Annotated in this window: 14 protein-coding genes; 8 read left to right on the plus strand and 6 right to left on the minus strand. The window is 58.4% G+C overall.

The features are described 5' to 3' along the window. Positions 1–79: 79 nt before the first annotated feature. Together KBW81_RS12975 and KBW81_RS12980 are read right to left on the minus strand one after the other, a co-directional pair. Positions 80–781, minus strand: a complete 702-nt coding sequence (locus KBW81_RS12975; protein ID WP_254247453.1) for a DarT1-associated NADAR antitoxin family protein — start codon at positions 779–781, stop codon at positions 80–82. After that, positions 781–2,502, minus strand: coding sequence for a DarT ssDNA thymidine ADP-ribosyltransferase family protein (locus KBW81_RS12980; protein WP_254247454.1), 1,722 nt, complete (start codon positions 2,500–2,502; stop codon positions 781–783). The genes KBW81_RS12975 and KBW81_RS12980 overlap by 1 nt, the downstream gene beginning before the upstream one ends. Positions 2,503–3,088: 586 nt before the next feature. Here KBW81_RS12980 and soxC point away from each other — a divergent pair. Next, positions 3,089–4,465 (plus strand): sulfite dehydrogenase, encoded by a 1,377-nt coding sequence (soxC, locus tag KBW81_RS12985; protein WP_254247455.1) that lies wholly within the window; start codon positions 3,089–3,091, stop codon positions 4,463–4,465. Further along, positions 4,452–5,003 (plus strand): c-type cytochrome, encoded by a 552-nt coding sequence (locus KBW81_RS12990; protein WP_254247456.1) that lies wholly within the window; start codon positions 4,452–4,454, stop codon positions 5,001–5,003. Before soxC ends, KBW81_RS12990 begins: the two co-directional genes overlap by 14 nt. Before the next feature lie 1,096 nt (positions 5,004–6,099). On the opposite strand, the gene KBW81_RS12995 is transcribed toward KBW81_RS12990, so the two are convergent. Next, positions 6,100–7,071 (minus strand): sodium-dependent bicarbonate transport family permease, encoded by a 972-nt coding sequence (locus tag KBW81_RS12995; protein WP_254247457.1) that lies wholly within the window; start codon positions 7,069–7,071, stop codon positions 6,100–6,102. A 93-nt stretch (positions 7,072–7,164) separates the two neighbouring features. Between KBW81_RS12995 and KBW81_RS13000 the strand changes: the two genes are divergently transcribed. From KBW81_RS13000 to KBW81_RS13025, 6 genes are all read left to right on the plus strand, one after another. Beyond that, entirely contained in the window at positions 7,165–8,079 is a 915-nt protein-coding gene (locus tag KBW81_RS13000; protein ID WP_254247458.1) for a hydrogen peroxide-inducible genes activator, read from the plus strand. An 85-nt stretch (positions 8,080–8,164) separates the two neighbouring features. Then, on the plus strand, positions 8,165–9,757 hold the full coding sequence (locus KBW81_RS13005; RefSeq protein WP_254247459.1) for a DEAD/DEAH box helicase: 1,593 nt from the start codon (positions 8,165–8,167) through the stop codon (positions 9,755–9,757). Positions 9,758–9,895: 138 nt separating this feature from the next. Continuing rightward, the gene (locus KBW81_RS13010) at positions 9,896–11,404 is read left to right on the plus strand and encodes an alkaline phosphatase (RefSeq protein ID WP_254247460.1); all 1,509 of its coding nucleotides are present in this window, start codon (positions 9,896–9,898) and stop codon (positions 11,402–11,404) included. 81 nt (positions 11,405–11,485) lie between these two features. Beyond that, positions 11,486–11,908: a hypothetical protein gene (locus KBW81_RS13015; RefSeq protein ID WP_254247461.1), complete on the plus strand. Its 423-nt coding sequence runs from the start codon at positions 11,486–11,488 to the stop codon at positions 11,906–11,908. Next, entirely contained in the window at positions 11,908–12,582 is a 675-nt protein-coding gene (locus KBW81_RS13020) for an ABC transporter ATP-binding protein (protein ID WP_254247462.1), read from the plus strand. Before KBW81_RS13015 ends, KBW81_RS13020 begins: the two co-directional genes overlap by 1 nt. Next, on the plus strand, positions 12,579–13,793 hold the full coding sequence (locus KBW81_RS13025; RefSeq protein ID WP_254247463.1) for an FtsX-like permease family protein: 1,215 nt from the start codon (positions 12,579–12,581) through the stop codon (positions 13,791–13,793). The genes KBW81_RS13020 and KBW81_RS13025 overlap by 4 nt, the downstream gene beginning before the upstream one ends. Positions 13,794–13,877: 84 nt before the next feature. Here the strand turns inward: KBW81_RS13025 and KBW81_RS13030 are convergent, their stop codons facing one another. The 3 genes from KBW81_RS13030 to KBW81_RS13040 all read right to left on the minus strand — a co-directional run bounded on the left by KBW81_RS13030 (position 13,878) and on the right by KBW81_RS13040 (position 18,143). Continuing rightward, positions 13,878–16,025 (minus strand): esterase-like activity of phytase family protein, encoded by a 2,148-nt coding sequence (locus KBW81_RS13030; protein ID WP_254247464.1) that lies wholly within the window; start codon positions 16,023–16,025, stop codon positions 13,878–13,880. Between the two features lie 154 nt (positions 16,026–16,179). Continuing rightward, complete coding sequence (locus tag KBW81_RS13035; RefSeq protein ID WP_302059224.1) at positions 16,180–17,178, minus strand: oligopeptide/dipeptide ABC transporter ATP-binding protein; 999 nt, start codon at positions 17,176–17,178, stop codon at positions 16,180–16,182. Beyond that, positions 17,175–18,143 carry an oligopeptide/dipeptide ABC transporter ATP-binding protein gene (locus KBW81_RS13040; RefSeq protein WP_302059225.1) on the minus strand — a complete coding sequence of 323 codons (969 nt, stop codon included), beginning with the start codon at positions 18,141–18,143 and terminating at the stop codon, positions 17,175–17,177. Before KBW81_RS13040 ends, KBW81_RS13035 begins: the two co-directional genes overlap by 4 nt. Position 18,144: the final 1 nt, after the last annotated feature.

Here is an 18,144-nt window from a genome sequence, read left to right on the forward strand (position 1 = left end):
CAAAATCTGACTAGGCGTATTGGAATGCCGCGAGCACCAACAGTTGCTAATTCCGCCTGTGCGTTATGAGATTTGCATTTTAGAAGTTGAACGCAGACTGCGTCGGAATAATATCGCAAGTTCCCTCCTTCGATTGAGAGGTCATAATTTTGATAAAGCCACTTTGCGACCTACAAGCTTCTTGCAAGAGCCCCCTGTTAAGGAGGCTTTGATGGAGAGCGACCGAGTGAGCCTGACAATTGTAAGACTTCGTTGGGTTGAACTCGATATCGGTAAAACCATCAAAGTGCTTCAATTCTTTTGCCAATGGAATCGCACGATGAAGTGCATTGACGTAAAGCCAGTCGTAAAACACTGTCTTTGGCTCCAACGGCCAATCCTGCCCAAAGTATGAGAAACCTATCAATTGGCCTGACTTCTTCAACCTCGTATCGCGACGCGCATTAAGAGACGTTTCGCGGTATAAGTCGGCAAATGGCCCACCACCTTCAAATACCTTACTACCTTGAAATGCGCACTCGACTGACATCTGACGATGGTCAGGCCCTTCAAACGAAAGATTGAACGCACTCAGCCCAACACCAAGCGGAAGTATAGAGCGACTTGAGACCTCAAGAACATTGGAACAGCCCGCTGTCATACATGCACTCTCGTGCAGCGAAGCAATTGATTTTCTTTTTTGCGACACGGACAGCCCAGCATGCCACTCGAACTCAACCTCAATAGTCTCGACTAAAGTCGATCCACTGGATGTTGCTTTAAAAACGGGACGAATTGCCATTAAGAACTTTCGAGCTTTGCATAGTGGGTATTACGGACTGCGAACAAGCCATGCCCTTTACTATTTATAGCACTCTTGTAGTGACGCAGAAAGGCTGAATATTCCTCTCGCACCTCAGCTGATGAAAACACTACTTCCATAATACTTTCTGGTGCTATCCGACCGCGAACGAGAACCTCTGCTTGCGGGTCCGTCGGATAGAAAGATCTAAGCCCTGCAGCGCTACGATTTACGTTATTAAGGCCTTCAGAAAACATCCCTTCGAACGCATCCACTGCTCTTAGTTTTTCATCTGAACAACGCCTTATACGACGATCTGCCCCATTATGAGCGCAGTATAGGCAGTCATACTCCCACAAAATCGATGGCTTTAGCTTCAAAATAACCCAGTCTTGGTCTGGAGCCTCCATTCTCCTCTTCCAGAACATTTTATAATTCGGAAATGATATCGAAAGCGATGTTCGATCAAGACGGTCATCCCAGCGGTTTGGATCAGATATAATTGGAGACAATCCTTCCGCACGCGCTTCTTTAATCGAAATTAGTCCGAAAGAAAGAATGGAATCTAAGTTCTCAACACGTGTAAAATGCACAAGATAGGGAATATCACGAAGGCATACAAGCTCCTCAACACTTGGCTCAGCCTGAACAAGCTCATCAAAAGGCCCCTCCAACACATCTGAGATATCCGACTTTTCAATACCGATAACACCTGAAAGAGTGCCATTATTTTCGGCGATCAATCCAGTGCCGATTGGCTCTCCAACACCATCTAGGTTGATTGTGATACCGGGATAAAGATTACAACTGCCCAAATCATCATTCTTGTCACATTTTTCATTTGAGACTAGAAGCAGCTGTCGGAAATAACTTGCCAACGAATTACGGCCAAAATCACCGAGGAGCTTAGCGAAGTTGTCAGTAATCTCCTCTTCCCGTGACAAAACGGAGAAAGTTTCAGCGAGAAATTCTTTATGGTTGCTTACGAGAGTCGAATATTCAACTTGAGCTTTTTGCAATACATCGAAATTCTCATGAATTAAAGGCGTTGAAGCCTGCAACAATGCTTGAGACTTTTGATCAGCTTTCTTTCTTTCGCCCTCATCACCCCAATTAGTAGCTATATCATCAAAAATTTTCTTTAATTTTGGATCATCTTTAAAGCGCATTTCTTGCGCTGTTAGCTCTCTGGCATGCTCCAAACAAAAGTTGACGCTACTGCGCTCCCCGGCAAAAAGCGCCCGAGACTCCGCGTTAAGCTTGCGAACACTTGCATTTTCCTCGAGCTGACGGTTAAATCGCTCGAGCCCATCATTCATCTTCTCGAGATTCGAAGATGCGATTTTAGTGGCGGTGGATATTCCCTCGAGCACGGTGACAAAACCACTCTGAGTTGCTTTGCCGGAATGACTCCCAGTAGCATCTTTCTTCGTGGAATTTGACTCGGATTTTTCGCTTAGTATATTTTGCTCAATCGGGTCTGCGCTTGCGAAGGCAGACCGCGCATTCACTACAGGCTTTGAAGACTTACTCCCCCCTCCAACTACGAAGTAAGTCACCCAGATTACACATAACTGCACGAATATTAGCGGCGGAAAGAAAACGTTTGCAGCTGTAAATAGAGTCCAAACAATCGCAATATGTATAAGATACTTACTTGCAAGCAATCGCATCAAGACGAGAGACGCAAATATAAATAATTGGTAATATAAAATCGACATCAGTTCTCTTTCGATTTTTTACGTCTGACACTGCTTTGTGGTGCCTCTGGCGACTCAAAGAACCGCTACAATCAATTTTTAAGTAAATTTCAATTGCGACGACTTTATGGCCAAATAGAAGTAAATTTCAATTTGACATGAACCTTGCAACCCTATAGGAACCTAAGCTTTTCGAGCTTTTAGTTAGATAAAGACCAGCGGCGCATATCTTCGCGAACCAGTGGCGAAACCAAATGAATTAAGCCCCCCAACCAACTAGAGCTCTCCGGCCGTCGACGCGGCCGCTGCCGCCATGATTATGAGTGGAGGACTGCACTTGGTTCGACCTGCAGTTTGAAAGAGCACCGTGCCGCAGCATTCATAGGAACAGCCTGTCCGGTAAATTTCAAAACAGGCGATAGAGTTGCCGACTTTGAAAAGGTAGAACGGCCCGCGTATCTGGCCAACACAGCATGCAGGCGATCGCTATTGCATTGTATCAAAACAAACATTCAGTTGAAAAATGTATCACATGCTCTTCTAGTTGTTAGCATGCATCGCAAGTTACCGCTGTGATTGCACACGCTGACATAGGGAGGAACCGATCATGAGCGAACGTTTCAAGGGGCCCGGCTATGGCCCCGCAGAACGCCAGATGGCCAATGCGTTGGTCGAAATTGAAGATAGGGCGCGCGGCAATGCTAGTCCTGTTGAGGACTGCGACTGCAAAGAGGGCATGTTCAATGGCCTTAGCCGTCGCGGACTTCTTTCCGCCAGTGTCGCCCTTGCTGGCGGGGCATTTGCGACACGAGCAAAGGCTGAAGCACCCGCTGGCGCGTTTGAATATCGCGTGCAGGAAGATCCAACCAAAGAGCAGGGACGCACCATTCTAGACGACGGTGGCTACGGCTCGAGATCGCAGTTTGAAAACGAAGTCCGCTGGCGCTACCCGACAGCGAGCTTGGACTCGAGCTGGTCGATGACCCCATTGAGCGAAGGCCATGGCATCATCACGCCCTCTGGGCTGCACTTTGAGCGCCATCATGCGGGCATTCCAACGATCGACCCATCAACCCACACACTCACCATCCACGGCCTCGTAGATAAGCCTCTGCGCTTCACTATGGACGACCTCAAGCGTATGCCTGCCGTCAGCCGCATGCACTTCATTGAGTGCTCTGGTAACGGCCTGACCGAATGGGAGCAGCCAACGCTGAAAACTGTTCAAGGCACACATGGCCTAACGTCGACTTCGGAATGGACGGGTGTTCTACTATCGACGCTACTCAAGGAAGTTGGCATTCAGTCCGGCGCAGAATGGATCCTTGCCGAGGGCTCAGACGCTGCCGTCATGACGCGATCAGTCCCGCTGGACAAAGCTATGGATGATGCAATCATTGCATATGCCCAGAACGGCGAGGCGCTACGTCCCGAGCAAGGCTATCCACTTCGCCTTGTGCTCCCAGGCTACGAGGGTAACACCCATATCAAATGGCTGCGGCGCCTTGATGTGAGCGACAAGCCATTCATGACCCGTGAAGAGACATCGAAGTATTCCGACCTGATGCCAGACGGCAAGGCGCGGCTCTTTACGCTGACAATGGACGCGAAGTCGGTCATCACATTCCCATCCGGTGACATGAAGCTGCCACGCGCTGGCTTCTATGAGATTACAGGCATTGCTTGGACCGGTCGCGGCAAAGTCACCAAAGTCGAAGTGTCGGCCGACGGCGGCCAGACATGGAAAGATGCCGTCCTTGATGGGCCGATCCTCGACAAATGTCACACAAGGTTCCGGCTTCCGTGGACGTGGGATGGCACTGAAGCCGTTCTACAAAGCCGGTGCACGGATGAAACAGGTTACGTGCAGCCCATGCTGGCGGATCTTGTCAAAATGCGCGGCACCAAGTCGGTCTATCATCTGAACTCGATCCAAAGCTGGCACATCTCGACAGCAGGGGAGGTTACCAATGTTCACGCTTAAGCCAACACACATCGCTCTGGCAGCTCTGCTATCGGCCACTGCAACGCAAGCCTTTGCGCAGGATCAGGAAGTTGAATTCGGCACACTGGCAACCGCAGAAGAAATTGCGGCGATCGACATCGATATCATGCCCGACGGGACCGGCCTTCCAGAAGGATCCGGAAGCTATGCTGAAGGGCAAGAGGTCTATGAATGGGCCTGCTCAGCGTGTCATGGTGAGAACATGATGGGCGTGAAAGACCTTGGAGCACCTGCACTGATCGGCGGCCGCGGCACCCTTGCTACGGACGCCCCCGTGAAAACGATTGAAAGCTATTGGCCCCACGCCAGCACAGCCTTCGATTACATTCGCAGGGCTATGCCGATGAATGCACCTGGCTCACTATCGGATAACGAGGTCTACGCCGTTACTGCTTATATCCTCGGCAAGGCAAACATCATTTCGGAAGAAACAACGCTTGATGCCGAGAGTTTCGAGCTGATTGAGATGCCTAACCAAGATGGTTTTGTTGAGGACCCACGCCCAGGCTCCTATTAAAACGCCAACGCCCCGGCATGCACCTGCAGCCGGGGCCTTTTAGTCTTGTCGCGCGTGCATTCTTAGCTCTCATCGAGATGCTTTGACTAATTTAGTGGCGTATACAAAGCGGCAGCAGCTCAGCGAGTTGCCACCACCAGGTCCGAAGCCTACCTTTGTGGAGGGAAAAGCCTACGGGTTGTAGCAGCGCTTCTTACAGCTGACACCATCTCGTAGCGTATCATCATATTCAGGAGGCGGTCATGAGTCCCAAAGAGCCCACATTTTCGTTCAGCGCGCGCGCCGCTGAAAAAGCTGCCGCACGCGAAAGAGATGAGGAAAAACTTGCGTCCGGTGAAACTACGCGCGCTGAGATGGCGAGGATAAATGGCGGCTCCATACGTGGTGTCCGATACAATGGCCCGGCAATGCGCATCCGATCCGAAGTGGAACCTAAGTCCTAAATTTAGACATCCATTCAGATTGAACAATTCTGGATTATTTTCGCGCCATAGAATGTCACAAGCCGTAGTTTCGTCGATCTGTGTCAAATATTTATGTTGATCGCCACTAAGCTACCAATCACCCCGGTCCTACTTCAGCCATATTATCAAAGATGCCGCTGCGGACAGGTTGGCCCCTCACCTGCAAGCTCGAAAACTTGGTTGCTAGGGTGCAAGGCAATTTCCAAAATTTTAGGAACACCGCAGAGATGCAAAACCAATTTGACAGGTAGCGGCCAGTGAATGTCGGAATGTTCAGCCCGCCGAAACCGCCTTGCATCATGTCCTGTTCCGTTGCACAAAGCTTTGCACAAATCGGTGCTGTGCAAGGTCTATCATCTGATTTATCGCTATAAATCAACGCTGTGCAAAATGCCTCCGATCCCTACCGTCGGAGCCAATCACCCCGCAAGGCGTTGATTTGGCAACACAACCTCACCCCTCATGTTTCAACTTTGCACGATCCGCCACCGGACTTTGCGACGATTTATATGCGCGATCTGGATCTGGTGACAGGAACTTTGACTGCAGCCCTGCGTCACCTGAACAAGCAGGCCCCATCGCTCTGTCCGGCCCTATGATAAAGCCGGGATGCGGATGGGGCCGCAGGTCGTTTAGCTACCAAGTCCAGCCAGCCACAGATACAGCGGCAAGCCCAAGGTGATGTTAAAGGGAAAGGTCACGCCCAGCGACAGCGTCAAGTATATGCCGGACTCGGCCTTTGGCAGCGCGATCCGCATCGCGGCGGGCACGGCGATATAAGAGGCAGAGGCTGACAGCACCATCAGCAGGAACACGCTGCCGGTTTGCAAACCGATCATCGCGCCCGCCGCCCAGCCAAGGGATGCGCCGATCATCGGCATCAACAAGCCAAAGCAAAACAGCCCCGGCGTCAGCATATGGCGATTGTTCAGAATGCTCCGTCCTGCATTCAGGCCCATATCCAGCAAGAACAGGCACAGGATGCCGGTGAAGGGCGTGACGACGAAGGGGGCGATCATCTGCATGCCCTTGTCTTGGGTCAACGCGCCGATGACAAAGGCACCGGTCAACAGCAGCACAGAGCCGTTTGCGAAAAGCTCGCGCATCGGGACGCGGCCCGTGTCTTGGCTGCCGGAATACCGGTGCGCGATCCACAGCGCGGACAGGATCGCCGGCACTTCCATGCTGGCGGCGACGGCGACCATATAGCCATTAAAGGTGATCCCCGACAGTTCCAGCAGGCTAGAGGCGGCAACGAAGGTCACGATAGAGATGGACCCGTAATGGCCCGCGACGGCGGCCGCGTTTACCGGATCCAGCCGGGTCAGGATACGCAGCAACGCAAAGGCCAGAAACGGGATCAGGAAGGACAGCAGCAAACCCGCTAGAATGGTCAGGGCAAGGTCGCCCTGCAGCCCGTGCTGCGCCAGGCTATTGCCGCCTTTGAAGCCGATGGCCAGCAGCAGGTAAAGCGACATGAACTTGGCTGCCCCTTCGGGGATCGACAGATCACTGCGCACGAAGGCGGCGATCAGGCCAAGGACGAAGAACAAAATTGTCGGCACCATCAGGTTGCCGACAAGGGTGTCGAAAAAGGCGGGCATGGGCGGTCTCCATTTCAGTTGCCGCTGCTTGCCGCAAAGTTTTAGATAGTTTAAATACTTTATATTCACGCCAATCATAGCTAGGGGCTATACATGAGACCTACCCTGCGCCAGCTTGAGTATATCGTTGCGGTCCACCAGCTGGGCGGCTTTGGTCTGGCCGCTGATTTGTTGCATGTCAGCCAGCCGAGCCTGTCCAATCAGATCGCCGCAGTCGAGGCTGACCTTGGCGTGCGCCTGTTCACGCGCGGGCGCAGCGGCGCGCAGGCGACGGCCAAGGGTCTGGAATTCATCCACCGCGCCCGCCGCATCTTGGCAGAGGTCGAGAATTTGCGCAGCGTGATGACGTCAGACCTGCCGTTTGGTGGGCGGCTGCGGCTGGGCACCCTGCCCTCTATCGGGCCGTATTTGTTGCCGCAGGTCATGCGGGCGCTGCACCGCGATCAGCCGGATTTGCGGGTCATCGTGCGCGAGGAGAACACGCTCAGCCTTGATGAAGGCATCCGGAATGGGCGTTTTGACGCGATTATTTCTACGCCAGAGGATCACCCGAATACGTGGCAGCGTCCTTTGTTTACCGAAGCGTTGTGGGTCGCGGTCGCGACGGACCACCCCATTGCCGCGCTTAAGCAGGTCACGGCGGCGGACCTGACGGGCCAACGCCTGTTGACGCTGGATACGGGGCACCGTTTGGCGCGCATCGTCTACGGGCTTGCGGGGCTCAGCGGCGGCATCGTCAGTAATGATTACGAAGGCACGAGCCTTGATTCCATCCTGCTGATGGCCGCGACGGGGGCTGGCGTTGCCGTGCTGCCGGACCTGTTTGCGCGCCGCCAGGCGATCCACCGCGAAGAGGTCGCCGTCAGGCCGCTGGCCATGGCCGATGCGAACCGGGGCATCAGCCTGATGTTCCCGGCCGATCAGCCCGTGGATGACAGCCGCAAGCGGCTGGTCACCGCAATCAGGGACGCGGCATCGGCGCTGCATTTGGCCGTCGCGGCGGAATAAAGCTGCCAGCGATTAACAAATCGCAAAGTCGGGATCAAAACCCGCAGCAGGGCGTTCAGTGCAAGACATCACTTAGGACACCCCCATGACACAGCAGCACCTGAACGAGAGAGACCACGACCTGTTGTTCGGAGAGGACGCGCTAGAGCCCGGCGACGCCGTTGTGCATCTGGAACACGGGCTGGCGCGTTACGACGGACATATGTCTTGCGATCTGGGGGATACGGACCAGATCCTGACGACCTTTGAATATCGCGATGGTGGCAAGCTGATGCTACCCGCGATCGAGGGGCAGGACTTTTGGCGCTTTGGTGCCCCTGCAGATGATCTGACGCTGGACCGGCTGAAATCCGGTGACTGGCTGAAACGCCGGGATGAAATGATCGCGGAATTGCGCGAAAGCGCCGATCACATGATCGAAATGGGCCGCGCCCGCCGCGCCCATGCGGCGACGCTGCTGGTGCCTGACGCATCGGCCTATGCCGCCTTTGCAAAGGCTTTCGCGCATGAACCGACCGATGATCAGGACCGGGCGATTACCACAGTTCTGGACGATCTTGCGCTGGATACGCCAATGGACCGCCTGTTGGTCGGCGATGTGGGCTTTGGCAAGACAGAGGTCGCCTTGCGCGCTGCCGCCGCTGCGGCGCTGAGCGGTCATCAGGTCATCATCGCCGCCCCCACCACGGTGCTGGCGCGGCAGCATTTCAACAGCTTCCACGCCCGCTTCGCACAGCTTGGCATTGCCGTGGCAGAGCTGTCGCGGCTGACACCGACTGATGACTACGATGCGACACTGCAGGGGTTGCAGGATGGATCGATCAAGGTGGTCGTCGGCACGCAGTCCCTGTTGGACGATCATATTGCGTTCAAAAACCTAGCGCTTGTGATCATCGACGAGGAACAGAAGTTCGGCGAAGAGCAAAAGGATCAGTTGCGCCATCTGGTGCCCGGCCTGCATGTGCTGTCGATGACGGCGACGCCCATCCCCCGGTCCCTTGCTGCGGCAGAGGTGGGGCTGGTCGATGTCAGCGTCGTCGCCACCGCCCCCAAAAGCCGCAAACCGGTGCAGACCCGGCTGGGCGGGCTGGATCACGACGACATGCTGCACGCGATCGACACCGAGGTCGCGCGCGACGGGCAATGCTATATCGTCTGCCCGCGTGTCTCTGATGTCGAAGAGCTAGAGGCGCTGCTGCGCAAACGCGGCGTGTCCTTCACCTTTGCCACTGCCCACGGGCAGATGGCCGATGATGATATGGCGCAGGCGATGCTGACCTTTATGGAGGGCGAGGTGGATGTCTTGCTGTCGACCTCCATCATCGAAAGCGGGCTGGATAATGGCCGCGCCAATACGATGGTGGTCTGGCACGCCGACCGCTTTGGCCTGTCGCAACTGCACCAGCTACGCGGCCGCATCGGGCGCAGCAAACTGCCGGCGCATATGCTGCTGTTGACGGGCGTTGAACGCGATAGCGGCAGTGAAGCCGCCACCCGCCTGACCGCCTTTTGCGAGATGTCAGAGATCGGCGCAGGCTTTCGCATTGCGCGCAAGGACCGGGATATTCGCGGCTTTGGCAAGCTGGATGGCACAGACCAGTCCGGGCAAATGTCACGGCTGGGGATCGGTCTGTATCGCCATATCCTGAAAAACCACATCAATGGCCGGGCGCATTAAGCGCGCGGCAAAAAACCTGTTCCTGTCTTTGATCCGTTACACTGCTGTTAACTTTGCTTCATGCAGCACGCCTAAGAGGCTTCCATCAGTTCACGCCATGGCCGCGATACCAGCGGCTGCATTTCTGAAGGAAAACACATGCTGCACCGCACTAAAATCGCGCTGACCGGGGCTTCGCTTATCGCCCTGTCGACCGCTGCTTTTGCCGAATCCCACGCGATGGACCTGCCGCAGGCGTCCAGCCCGTGGTTCACCGACGGCCAAGCCGCGGTCGAGGCGCTGATGGCGCGTCAGCCCAACTTGAACCGCGCCAAGAACGTCATCGTTCTGGTCGCCGACGGCAACGGTGTCGGCACAAACTATGCGCTGCGCCTGTTCGACGGCCAGCAAAAGGGCATGCTGGGCGAAGAAAACGTCCTGCCCTATGAGACACCTGAATTCTACAACGCGCTGATCAAGACCTATAACATCAACGCCCAGACGCCCGATTCTGCCCCAACCGCTGGCGCGATGAATACCGGCGTGAAGCAGCGCTTTAACATGATCAACCTTGGCGGCGATGCGCTGATCGACGATTGCTCGACCGTTGCTGGTAACGAGCTGACGACGTTTTCCGAGATCGTAAGCGGCATGGACAAGTCGGTCGGCGTCGTGTCCACCGCCCGCATCACCCACGCCACCCCCGCCGCCGTATACGCCAAGACCGCCAGCCGCGACTGGGAAGACAGCGTGCCAGAGGATTGCGATTCTCAGGTCGATATCGCCCAGCAGCTGATGAACGCCATGCAGGCGGGCACCATCGACTTTGCCATGGGCGGCGGCGGCCGGTTCTTCCTTCCCGCCGACGTGGAAATGGGCGGCCTGAAGGGCAGCCGCGCTGATGGTTTGAACCTGATCGAAACGGCGACCGCGGGCGGCGTGCAGTTCGCATCCGATGACGAAAGCTTTGCCGCGCTGGATCTGTCCGGCACCGCACCCGTGCTGGGCCTGTTTGAGGACAGCCACATGCAGTACGAAGCTGACCGTTCCGGCGAGCCGTCGCTGGCCGAGATGACCAAGGCCGCGATTAACTATCTGTCGACGAACGAAAACGGCTACTATCTGGAAATCGAAGCGGGCCGCGTTGACCACGCCAACCACGACGGCAACGCCTATCGCACCCTGACCGACGGCGTCGCCTTTGCCGAAGCGGTCGCCATGGCCGACGCGCTGACCAATGACGAAGATACCCTGATCATCGTCACCGCCGACCACGAACACGCCATCGCGTTCAACGGCTATTGCGGTCGCGGGTCCGACATTCTGGGCCTGTGCATGGGCGTCGCCGACACCGGCGAGATGAACAACGGAGAGCCGCTGCTGGCCGCCGACGGCAAGCCTTATACCGTCATCGGCTACCTGAACGGCGCAGGTTCTGTGCTGGTCGAGAACGGCAACGACTTCTCTGGCGCGCGCCCTGACCTGACGCAAGAAGAGGCGATCGACCCTGACTATCTGCAGCAGGCGCTGATCCCGATGTCGTCCGAAACGCACTCGGGCGAGGACGTCGCGGTCTATGCAAAAGGCCCCTACGCCCACCTGTTCGACGGCACGCTAGAGCAGAACGTGATCTTTCACGTGATGCACAAGGCAGTCACCGCCGAGTAACCGCGCGCGAATTGACCCTTGGCGGGGCTGCGCATCATTGCGCGGCCCCGCTGTTTTCGTTTCTAGCCAAAGGATCACCCCATGGACCGCCGCCTGTTCCTGTCCGCTGCTGCCTGCACCCTGTTCGCCCCACGCGCCGCACGGGCGGGCGATGAAATCCGCCTGCGCGATTTGTATAACAAGGATCAAAGCTTTTCCGATCTGGCGCTAGGGCTGGACGGGCAAAGCATCGATGTCAGCGGTTTCATGGCCCCGCCGCTCAAGGCTGAAACGCAGTTCTTTGTCCTGACCAAACGCCCCCTTGCCACCTGCCCCTTTTGCGAGACAGAGGCCGAGTGGCCCGACGACATCGTGGCCATCTACGCCCGCCGCACGATTACGCCGATCCCGTTCAACGTGCCGATCATCGCCACGGGCACATTGGCGCTTGGCACCTACACCGACCCCGATCTGGGTTTTGTCAGCCGGGTCCGCCTGACGAACGCCCGGTTTGCGCGCGCCTGATGCTGACCATCACCGACCTTGGCGTATCCTTTCAGGACGCCGCCCGCAGCCGTTTTGATGTGCTGGATATCGCGCATTTCGCGGCAGAACCCGGTGCGTTTATCGTGCTGACCGGCTCTTCCGGCTCTGGCAAAACCACCTTGATGCAGGCGATTTGCGGCTTGCAGGCGGCGGACCGGGGCCATGTCCATTGGGGCGATACTGACCTGAGCGAGCTGAGCGAGACAGCACGCGACCGCTGGCGGCGCGATCATGTCGGGCTGGTGTTTCAGGACTTTCAACTGATTGAAGAGCTGTCGCCGCTGGATAACGTGCTGGTGCCCGCGTGGTTTGGCCGGTTCCGCGCCGGATCGCTGATAGACCGCGCCACCGCTTTGCTGCACGAATTTGGCGTGCCCGCCCGCCGCCGCCTATCCGATCTGTCCCGCGGCGAACGCCAGCGCACAGCCTTTGCCCGCGCGCTGTTGTTTGATCCGCTGATCATTCTGGCGGACGAGCCGACAGCCTCGCTTGATGCCGCATCTGGCGCTGTCGTGATCGACCGATTGCGGGGCCTTGCCCATGACGCGGGTCGGTTCGTGATGGCCGTCAGCCACGACCCAGCGATGATCGCCGCCGCTGACCGCGTTGTGCACCTTGATCGCGGCCAATTGACCGAAAAGGTGACCAAATGAACCCCTTTCCTATCGTGTTGGCCCTGTGGCGGCGCACGCGCGTGACCTCGGCGCTGTTCCTGCTGTTGATCGCGATTTCGATCGCGCTTGGCGTAGCAATCATCGCACAGGAACGCGGGCTACGGACCGGATCGGCCCGCGCCTCTGATCCCTTTGATTTGATCGTCGCGGCCCCCGGCAGCCGGACAGAGATCTTGTTCAACGTCGTCTACCTGCGCCCCTCTGCCGTGGAACTGATCCCGGCGGAAACGCTAGCAGACATCCTTGCCGACCCCGTTCCCGCCTTTGCTGCCCCCATCGCCTTTGGCGACAACGCCGAAGGGTTTCCCATCGTCGGCACCACCACCGACATGCTGCGCCATCTGGCCGGCGACGGTGTCATCGACGGCGTGATATGGGCGCGCGAGGAAGAAGCGATCATCGGGGCCAGCCTGCCGTTCGAGATTGGGCAGACGATCCATTCCGCCCACGGCGACGGCGATTTCGCGGGCCATGACGACGCGCACGATGATGACGACGCAGACAGTCACGGCGGCCTGCGCGTTGTGGGCCGGATGCCAAGGACCGGCACCGCGTGGGATTCTGCTGTGCTGGTCCCGATTGAATATAGCTGGTCCACCCACGCCCTGCTGGCGGGTGATCCGGGCGTGCCGGGCGTTCTGGAACCCGGCGATGCGCTGGGACCCGTGCCCGCGGTCGTGCTGGACACTGAAAAACTGGTCGATGCCTACGGCTTGCGCACGCGCTGGCAAACGGACGCCACAACCGCCTTTTTCCCGGCAGAAGCACTGAGCGAGATCTACGCCTACATGGGCGATGTGCGCCGCATCATGTCAGCGCTGACAACGGCGACGCAGGCGCTGGTGATCGCCGCGATCCTATCGGGCGTCGTCGCCCTGATGCAGCTTTACAGCGCGCGGCTTGCGCTATTGCGGGCGCTGGGGGCGACGCGGGGCTATGTTTTCGCCGTCATGTGGGTCTACGTCATGGGGCTGATCGCGGGCGGCGCGGCGCTGGGTCTTGCCGGCGGCACACTGACGGCCCGCGCCATCACCGCGCTGTTTGCCAGCGAAACCGGCCTGACCCTGACCACCCGGCTGGGATGGGAGGAGCTGCGCCTTGTCGTACTGGTCGCCTTGCTGGGGGCAGTGCTGGCGGTGCTGCCTGCGCTGCTGCTGTTCCGCAAACCAGCGGTGCATTATCTGCGCTAAGCTGCAGGTATTACACAAAACAATGGCCGGCCCCGGAAATCCGGGGCCGGCCATTTTCGTTGCTACCGGTGTCGGGTCAGGCGATCAGAACTGCCCCAGCGACCAGAAGAACGTCTCGCCAGAGCTGTCATCGACACCGTCGTTATCGGTGCTGGCCCAAGCCGTGCCATCCGCCATGATCGCCAACCCTTCGACCTTGTCCACGACATAGCCGCCATTGGCTTTCAGGTCGGGGATCAGGTCGCGGACCTCTTCTTTGGTCACGACTGGCAGATCGCTGCCAAGGGGGGCGGCGACCATATCGGCGGCGGGAATGCGGTAGACCTTTTTTAGGGTCGCGGCGCTGCCGATCTGGTTGTCGCGCTCCACGACGTAGACGTAATCACCATGCGCAGTGATTTCTGACAGGCCGACCCAACCCGCGCCTGCGGCGTCCAGCGGATAGGACACAGCGCCCCAGTCTTCGGTATCAAGGTTATAGGCGACCAGCTTGACGTGGCCCTTGGCGTCATCACCCCATTCGCGCTGCACGGCCATCCACAGGGTGTCGCCGATCAGGGTGATCCCCTCAAAGCCAAAGCGGTCTTCGACAGCCAGCAGTTCAGCAGGCAGGCTGATTTCGCGGTCGATGTTGCCGTCCGCCTCCACGTGATAGATGCCGTGCGGCGTCATACGGTCGGTGCGCCCTTCGGACGCGACCCAGAAACCGCCCTGCCCGTCCAGCGTGATGCCTTCCATATCCAGCTTTTGCGCGGGCATGCCGCCGCGGGTCACGGGCAACGCTGCAGTGATCTGCGCCGGAGTCTGCCCCGCATCGATAGTAAAGATCGTGGGCTGATAGCTGTAAAAGCTGTCGTTCACGGCGTAGATGGTGGAGCCTTTCCCAGCGACCATGCCGGAAATCGCGCCCCAGCCAATCAGGCTATCCGCACCGGCAGAGGTCAGCTGCGGATAGGCGGCGGGGGCGTCCTGATATTCATAGATCATGACATGGCTGCGCGCGCCGCCGTCTTCGATCAAGTCCGCCTCGTTCGCGGTGATGAACAGGCTGCGGGACGGGATCGCAATGGCCCCTTCTGGCGCGATGCCAGAGGGCAGGATCTGCTGCAGCTTGGGCGCTGCGGGGTCAGTCACGTCATAAACGCCAACGACAGAGGCACGTTCCGCCAGTAGAAAGACGTAAGGCGTGCCGTCGAAGGTGGCAAATTCCATCCCCTCAGGCTCTACGCCTTTGGCGTCAGAGCGGCGGTCGGGGTAATGGCCGGTCTGCACGACGGCATGTTCAAAGTCTGCGCCGGACTCGTAAACCTGCGTGCCGTCCTTGGACATAATCGTCCAGCCGCGCGCGCCGCCGTCCATGTCGCCCTCGTTCGCGATGGCAAAGTGGGTGTCGTCGATCCACTGCACGCCGTCAGGTTCGCGCAGGCGGGCCGGTTGGCTTTTGGTAAAGGTCAGCGCGGCCTTTTCGTCCGTGGCGTCGATGCCGTCCAGGTCGACAGACCCGGCCGAGAAGTCAGCCGTGACCGCGCCATCCTTGATGATGACGATGTGGTTGTTTTCCTGCATCGTGACGACGATCTCGCCTGCGGCGTTGATATCGACGAACTCTGGCTCTGGATCCTCGGGCGCGATGTCAGCCAAGCCGGTCACGTCTATGGTCGTCATGCCAGCGCAGTCGGGCAACCCGTCCACCAGCGGCAGGGTCACGACAAAGCCAGCGGGCATTTGACCGACGCGGCCATCGCCAAGGTCTTCGTCCCGCTCGTTTTCAATCGCGACCGCGATAAAGCTGCCATCGGGGGCCACGGCAGTGCTGTCAGGCTGACCGCCCAGATCGCAGGACACCAGTTCGGATTTATCGGCGATATTATACGCCTTCAGCATGCCGGACGGCGATGTAAAGGACGGCGATGTGTTCACGGCGACCAGCGCGGTGGTGCCCGAAAGGGACACGGCGGTCGGCTCGCCGCCGACGTCGATATTGCCCAGCGCGGCGGGGGCTGCGGGATCGGTGATGTCGATAAAGCCGACGACGCCCAGCGGGCTGTCGGAATAGGCCAGCGTCATGCCGTCACCGGATGCGCTGATGATCTCGGCCGAGGATTCCGCGCTGGCGTCCGCGTTGTTGGTCGCGGTTGCAAAGCTGGCGATGCGGTTAAAGTTCTGTTCCGCCGCAGCGGCAGAGGCGGCAATCGCGAGCGCAGAGGTCAGGCTGACCAATTTGAGTGACATATGTCCGATATCCTTAATTGAGGCATCGCATATTAAGGATCACTTCATGACGGCTTGACTGCGCTTTTGTAAAACTTCCACAACAGATGCGGCGCGCATGGCAAAGGGGCGGATCGCTTGCACGATCCGCCCCTTTGACTTGGCTAAACCCGCCTTAGACCAGTTCGGCGTCCCGCACCGGGCCGGGGTGCAGACAGGCCACGCGGTGATCGCCCCCCTCTGGCTGGGGCACGATGGTCGCGCAATCCGGCATCGCGCGGGCGCAGCGGGTGCGGAACACACAGCCCGATGGCGGCGACATCGGGGACGGCATGTCGCCATCCAGCGCGATGATCTTCTTGGCCCGCTCGATCACCGGGTCGGGCACGGGCACGGCGGACAGCAGCGCCTGCGTGTAGGGGTGCAGGGGGGTTGCGTAAAGTTCGCGGCGCGGGGCCTTTTCCATGACGCGGCCCAGATACAACACCATGACGTCATGAGAGATGTTTTTCACCACGCTGAGGTCGTGGGCGATGAAGATCATCGCAAGCCCCAGATCGCGCTGCAGTTCTTTGAGCAGATCGACAACCTGCGCTTGGATCGACACATCAAGGGCGGACACAGGTTCGTCGCAGATCAACAGCTTTGGCCCAACGATCAGCGCGCGGGCGATGCCGATGCGCTGGCACTGACCGCCCGAAAACTCGTGCGGGTAGCGGTTGATCATCTGCGGCAGCAGACCGACCCGTTCCATCATCTGGGCGACACTGGCGCGGCGGTCTTTGGCGGACATGGACGGGCGGTGCGTGCGCAGGGGTTCGGCGATGATCTGGCCGACGGTCATGCGCGGGTTCAAGGATGCCAGCGGGTCCTGGAACACCATCTGAATGTCGGCGCGGTGCGGTTTCATCTGACGCGGCGACAACGACAAAAGGTCGGTCTTCCCCTCCCAGATCACTTGGCCCGTGGCAGGCACCATCTGGATCAGGCCACGCGCCATGGTGGATTTACCGCAGCCGGACTCGCCCACGACGCCAAGGGTCTGGCCCGGCTCTAGATCGAAGCTGACGCCGTTCACGGCGCGCAGCAGGCGCGGCGCGGTCCAGGGCATGTCACCGGGGCGGGTGATGGGGAACGTGACGTTCAGGTCGCGGACAGAGACAAGGGCGGTCATGCGATCACCTTTTCAACGGGGCGGTGGCAGGCGCGGGCGCGGCCGGGTGCGAAATCGGCAAGGGGCGGCATGACATAGCAATCCTCGCCAGCGTAGTTGCAGCGCGGACGGAAGGGGCAACCCGAGGGCGGGGATGCCATGTTTGGCGGGTTCCCGGGAATGGCGGTCATGCTGGCATCTTCGTCGTCGACGCGCGGCACGGCACCCAGCAGGCCGCGGGTATAGGGATGGGTTGGCTGCGCAAATAGCGGATCGGTTGGTGCGGATTCCATCACGCGGCCGCCGTACATCACCAGCACCTTTTCGCAAAAGCCTGCGACCACGCCTAAATCGTGGGTGATCAGGACCGTGGCCATGCCGAATTCGCGCTGCAGATCATTCAGCAGATCCATGATCTGCGCCTGCACCGTCACGTCCAGCGCGGTCGTCGGCTCGTCCGCGATCAGCAGGTCGGGACGGCACAAAAGCGACATCGCGATCATCACGCGCTGGCGCATGCCGCCGGAAAACTCGTGCGGATACAGGCGAATGCGTTCTTTTGCCGCCGGGATTTTCACGGCGTCCAGCATGCGGACACATTCCGCCACGGCGTCACGCTTGGACATGCCTTGATGCAGGGTCAGCACCTCTGCCATCTGGTCGGCGATTTTCATGTAGGGGTTCAGAGACGTCATTGGGTCCTGAAAGATCATCGCGATCCGTTTGGCGCGCAGGGTGTTCAGCACCTTTGGCGATGCGCCAAGGATTTCCTGACCGTCGAATTTAATCGACCCCGATGTGCGCCCGTTCCCGGCCAGCAGACCCATGATGGAAAAGGCAGTCTGGGATTTGCCGGACCCGGATTCCCCCACGATGCCAAGCGTCTGCCCCTTGTCGATGGACAGGGACAGGTTGTTGACCGCGTGGACCGGGCCGTCTTGGCTGTCGAATGTGACCGACAGGTCTTTGATCTGCAAAAGCGCCATA

This window comes from Loktanella salsilacus, from assembly GCF_024206795.1.
Classification (GTDB): Bacteria; Pseudomonadota; Alphaproteobacteria; order Rhodobacterales; family Rhodobacteraceae; genus Loktanella; species Loktanella salsilacus.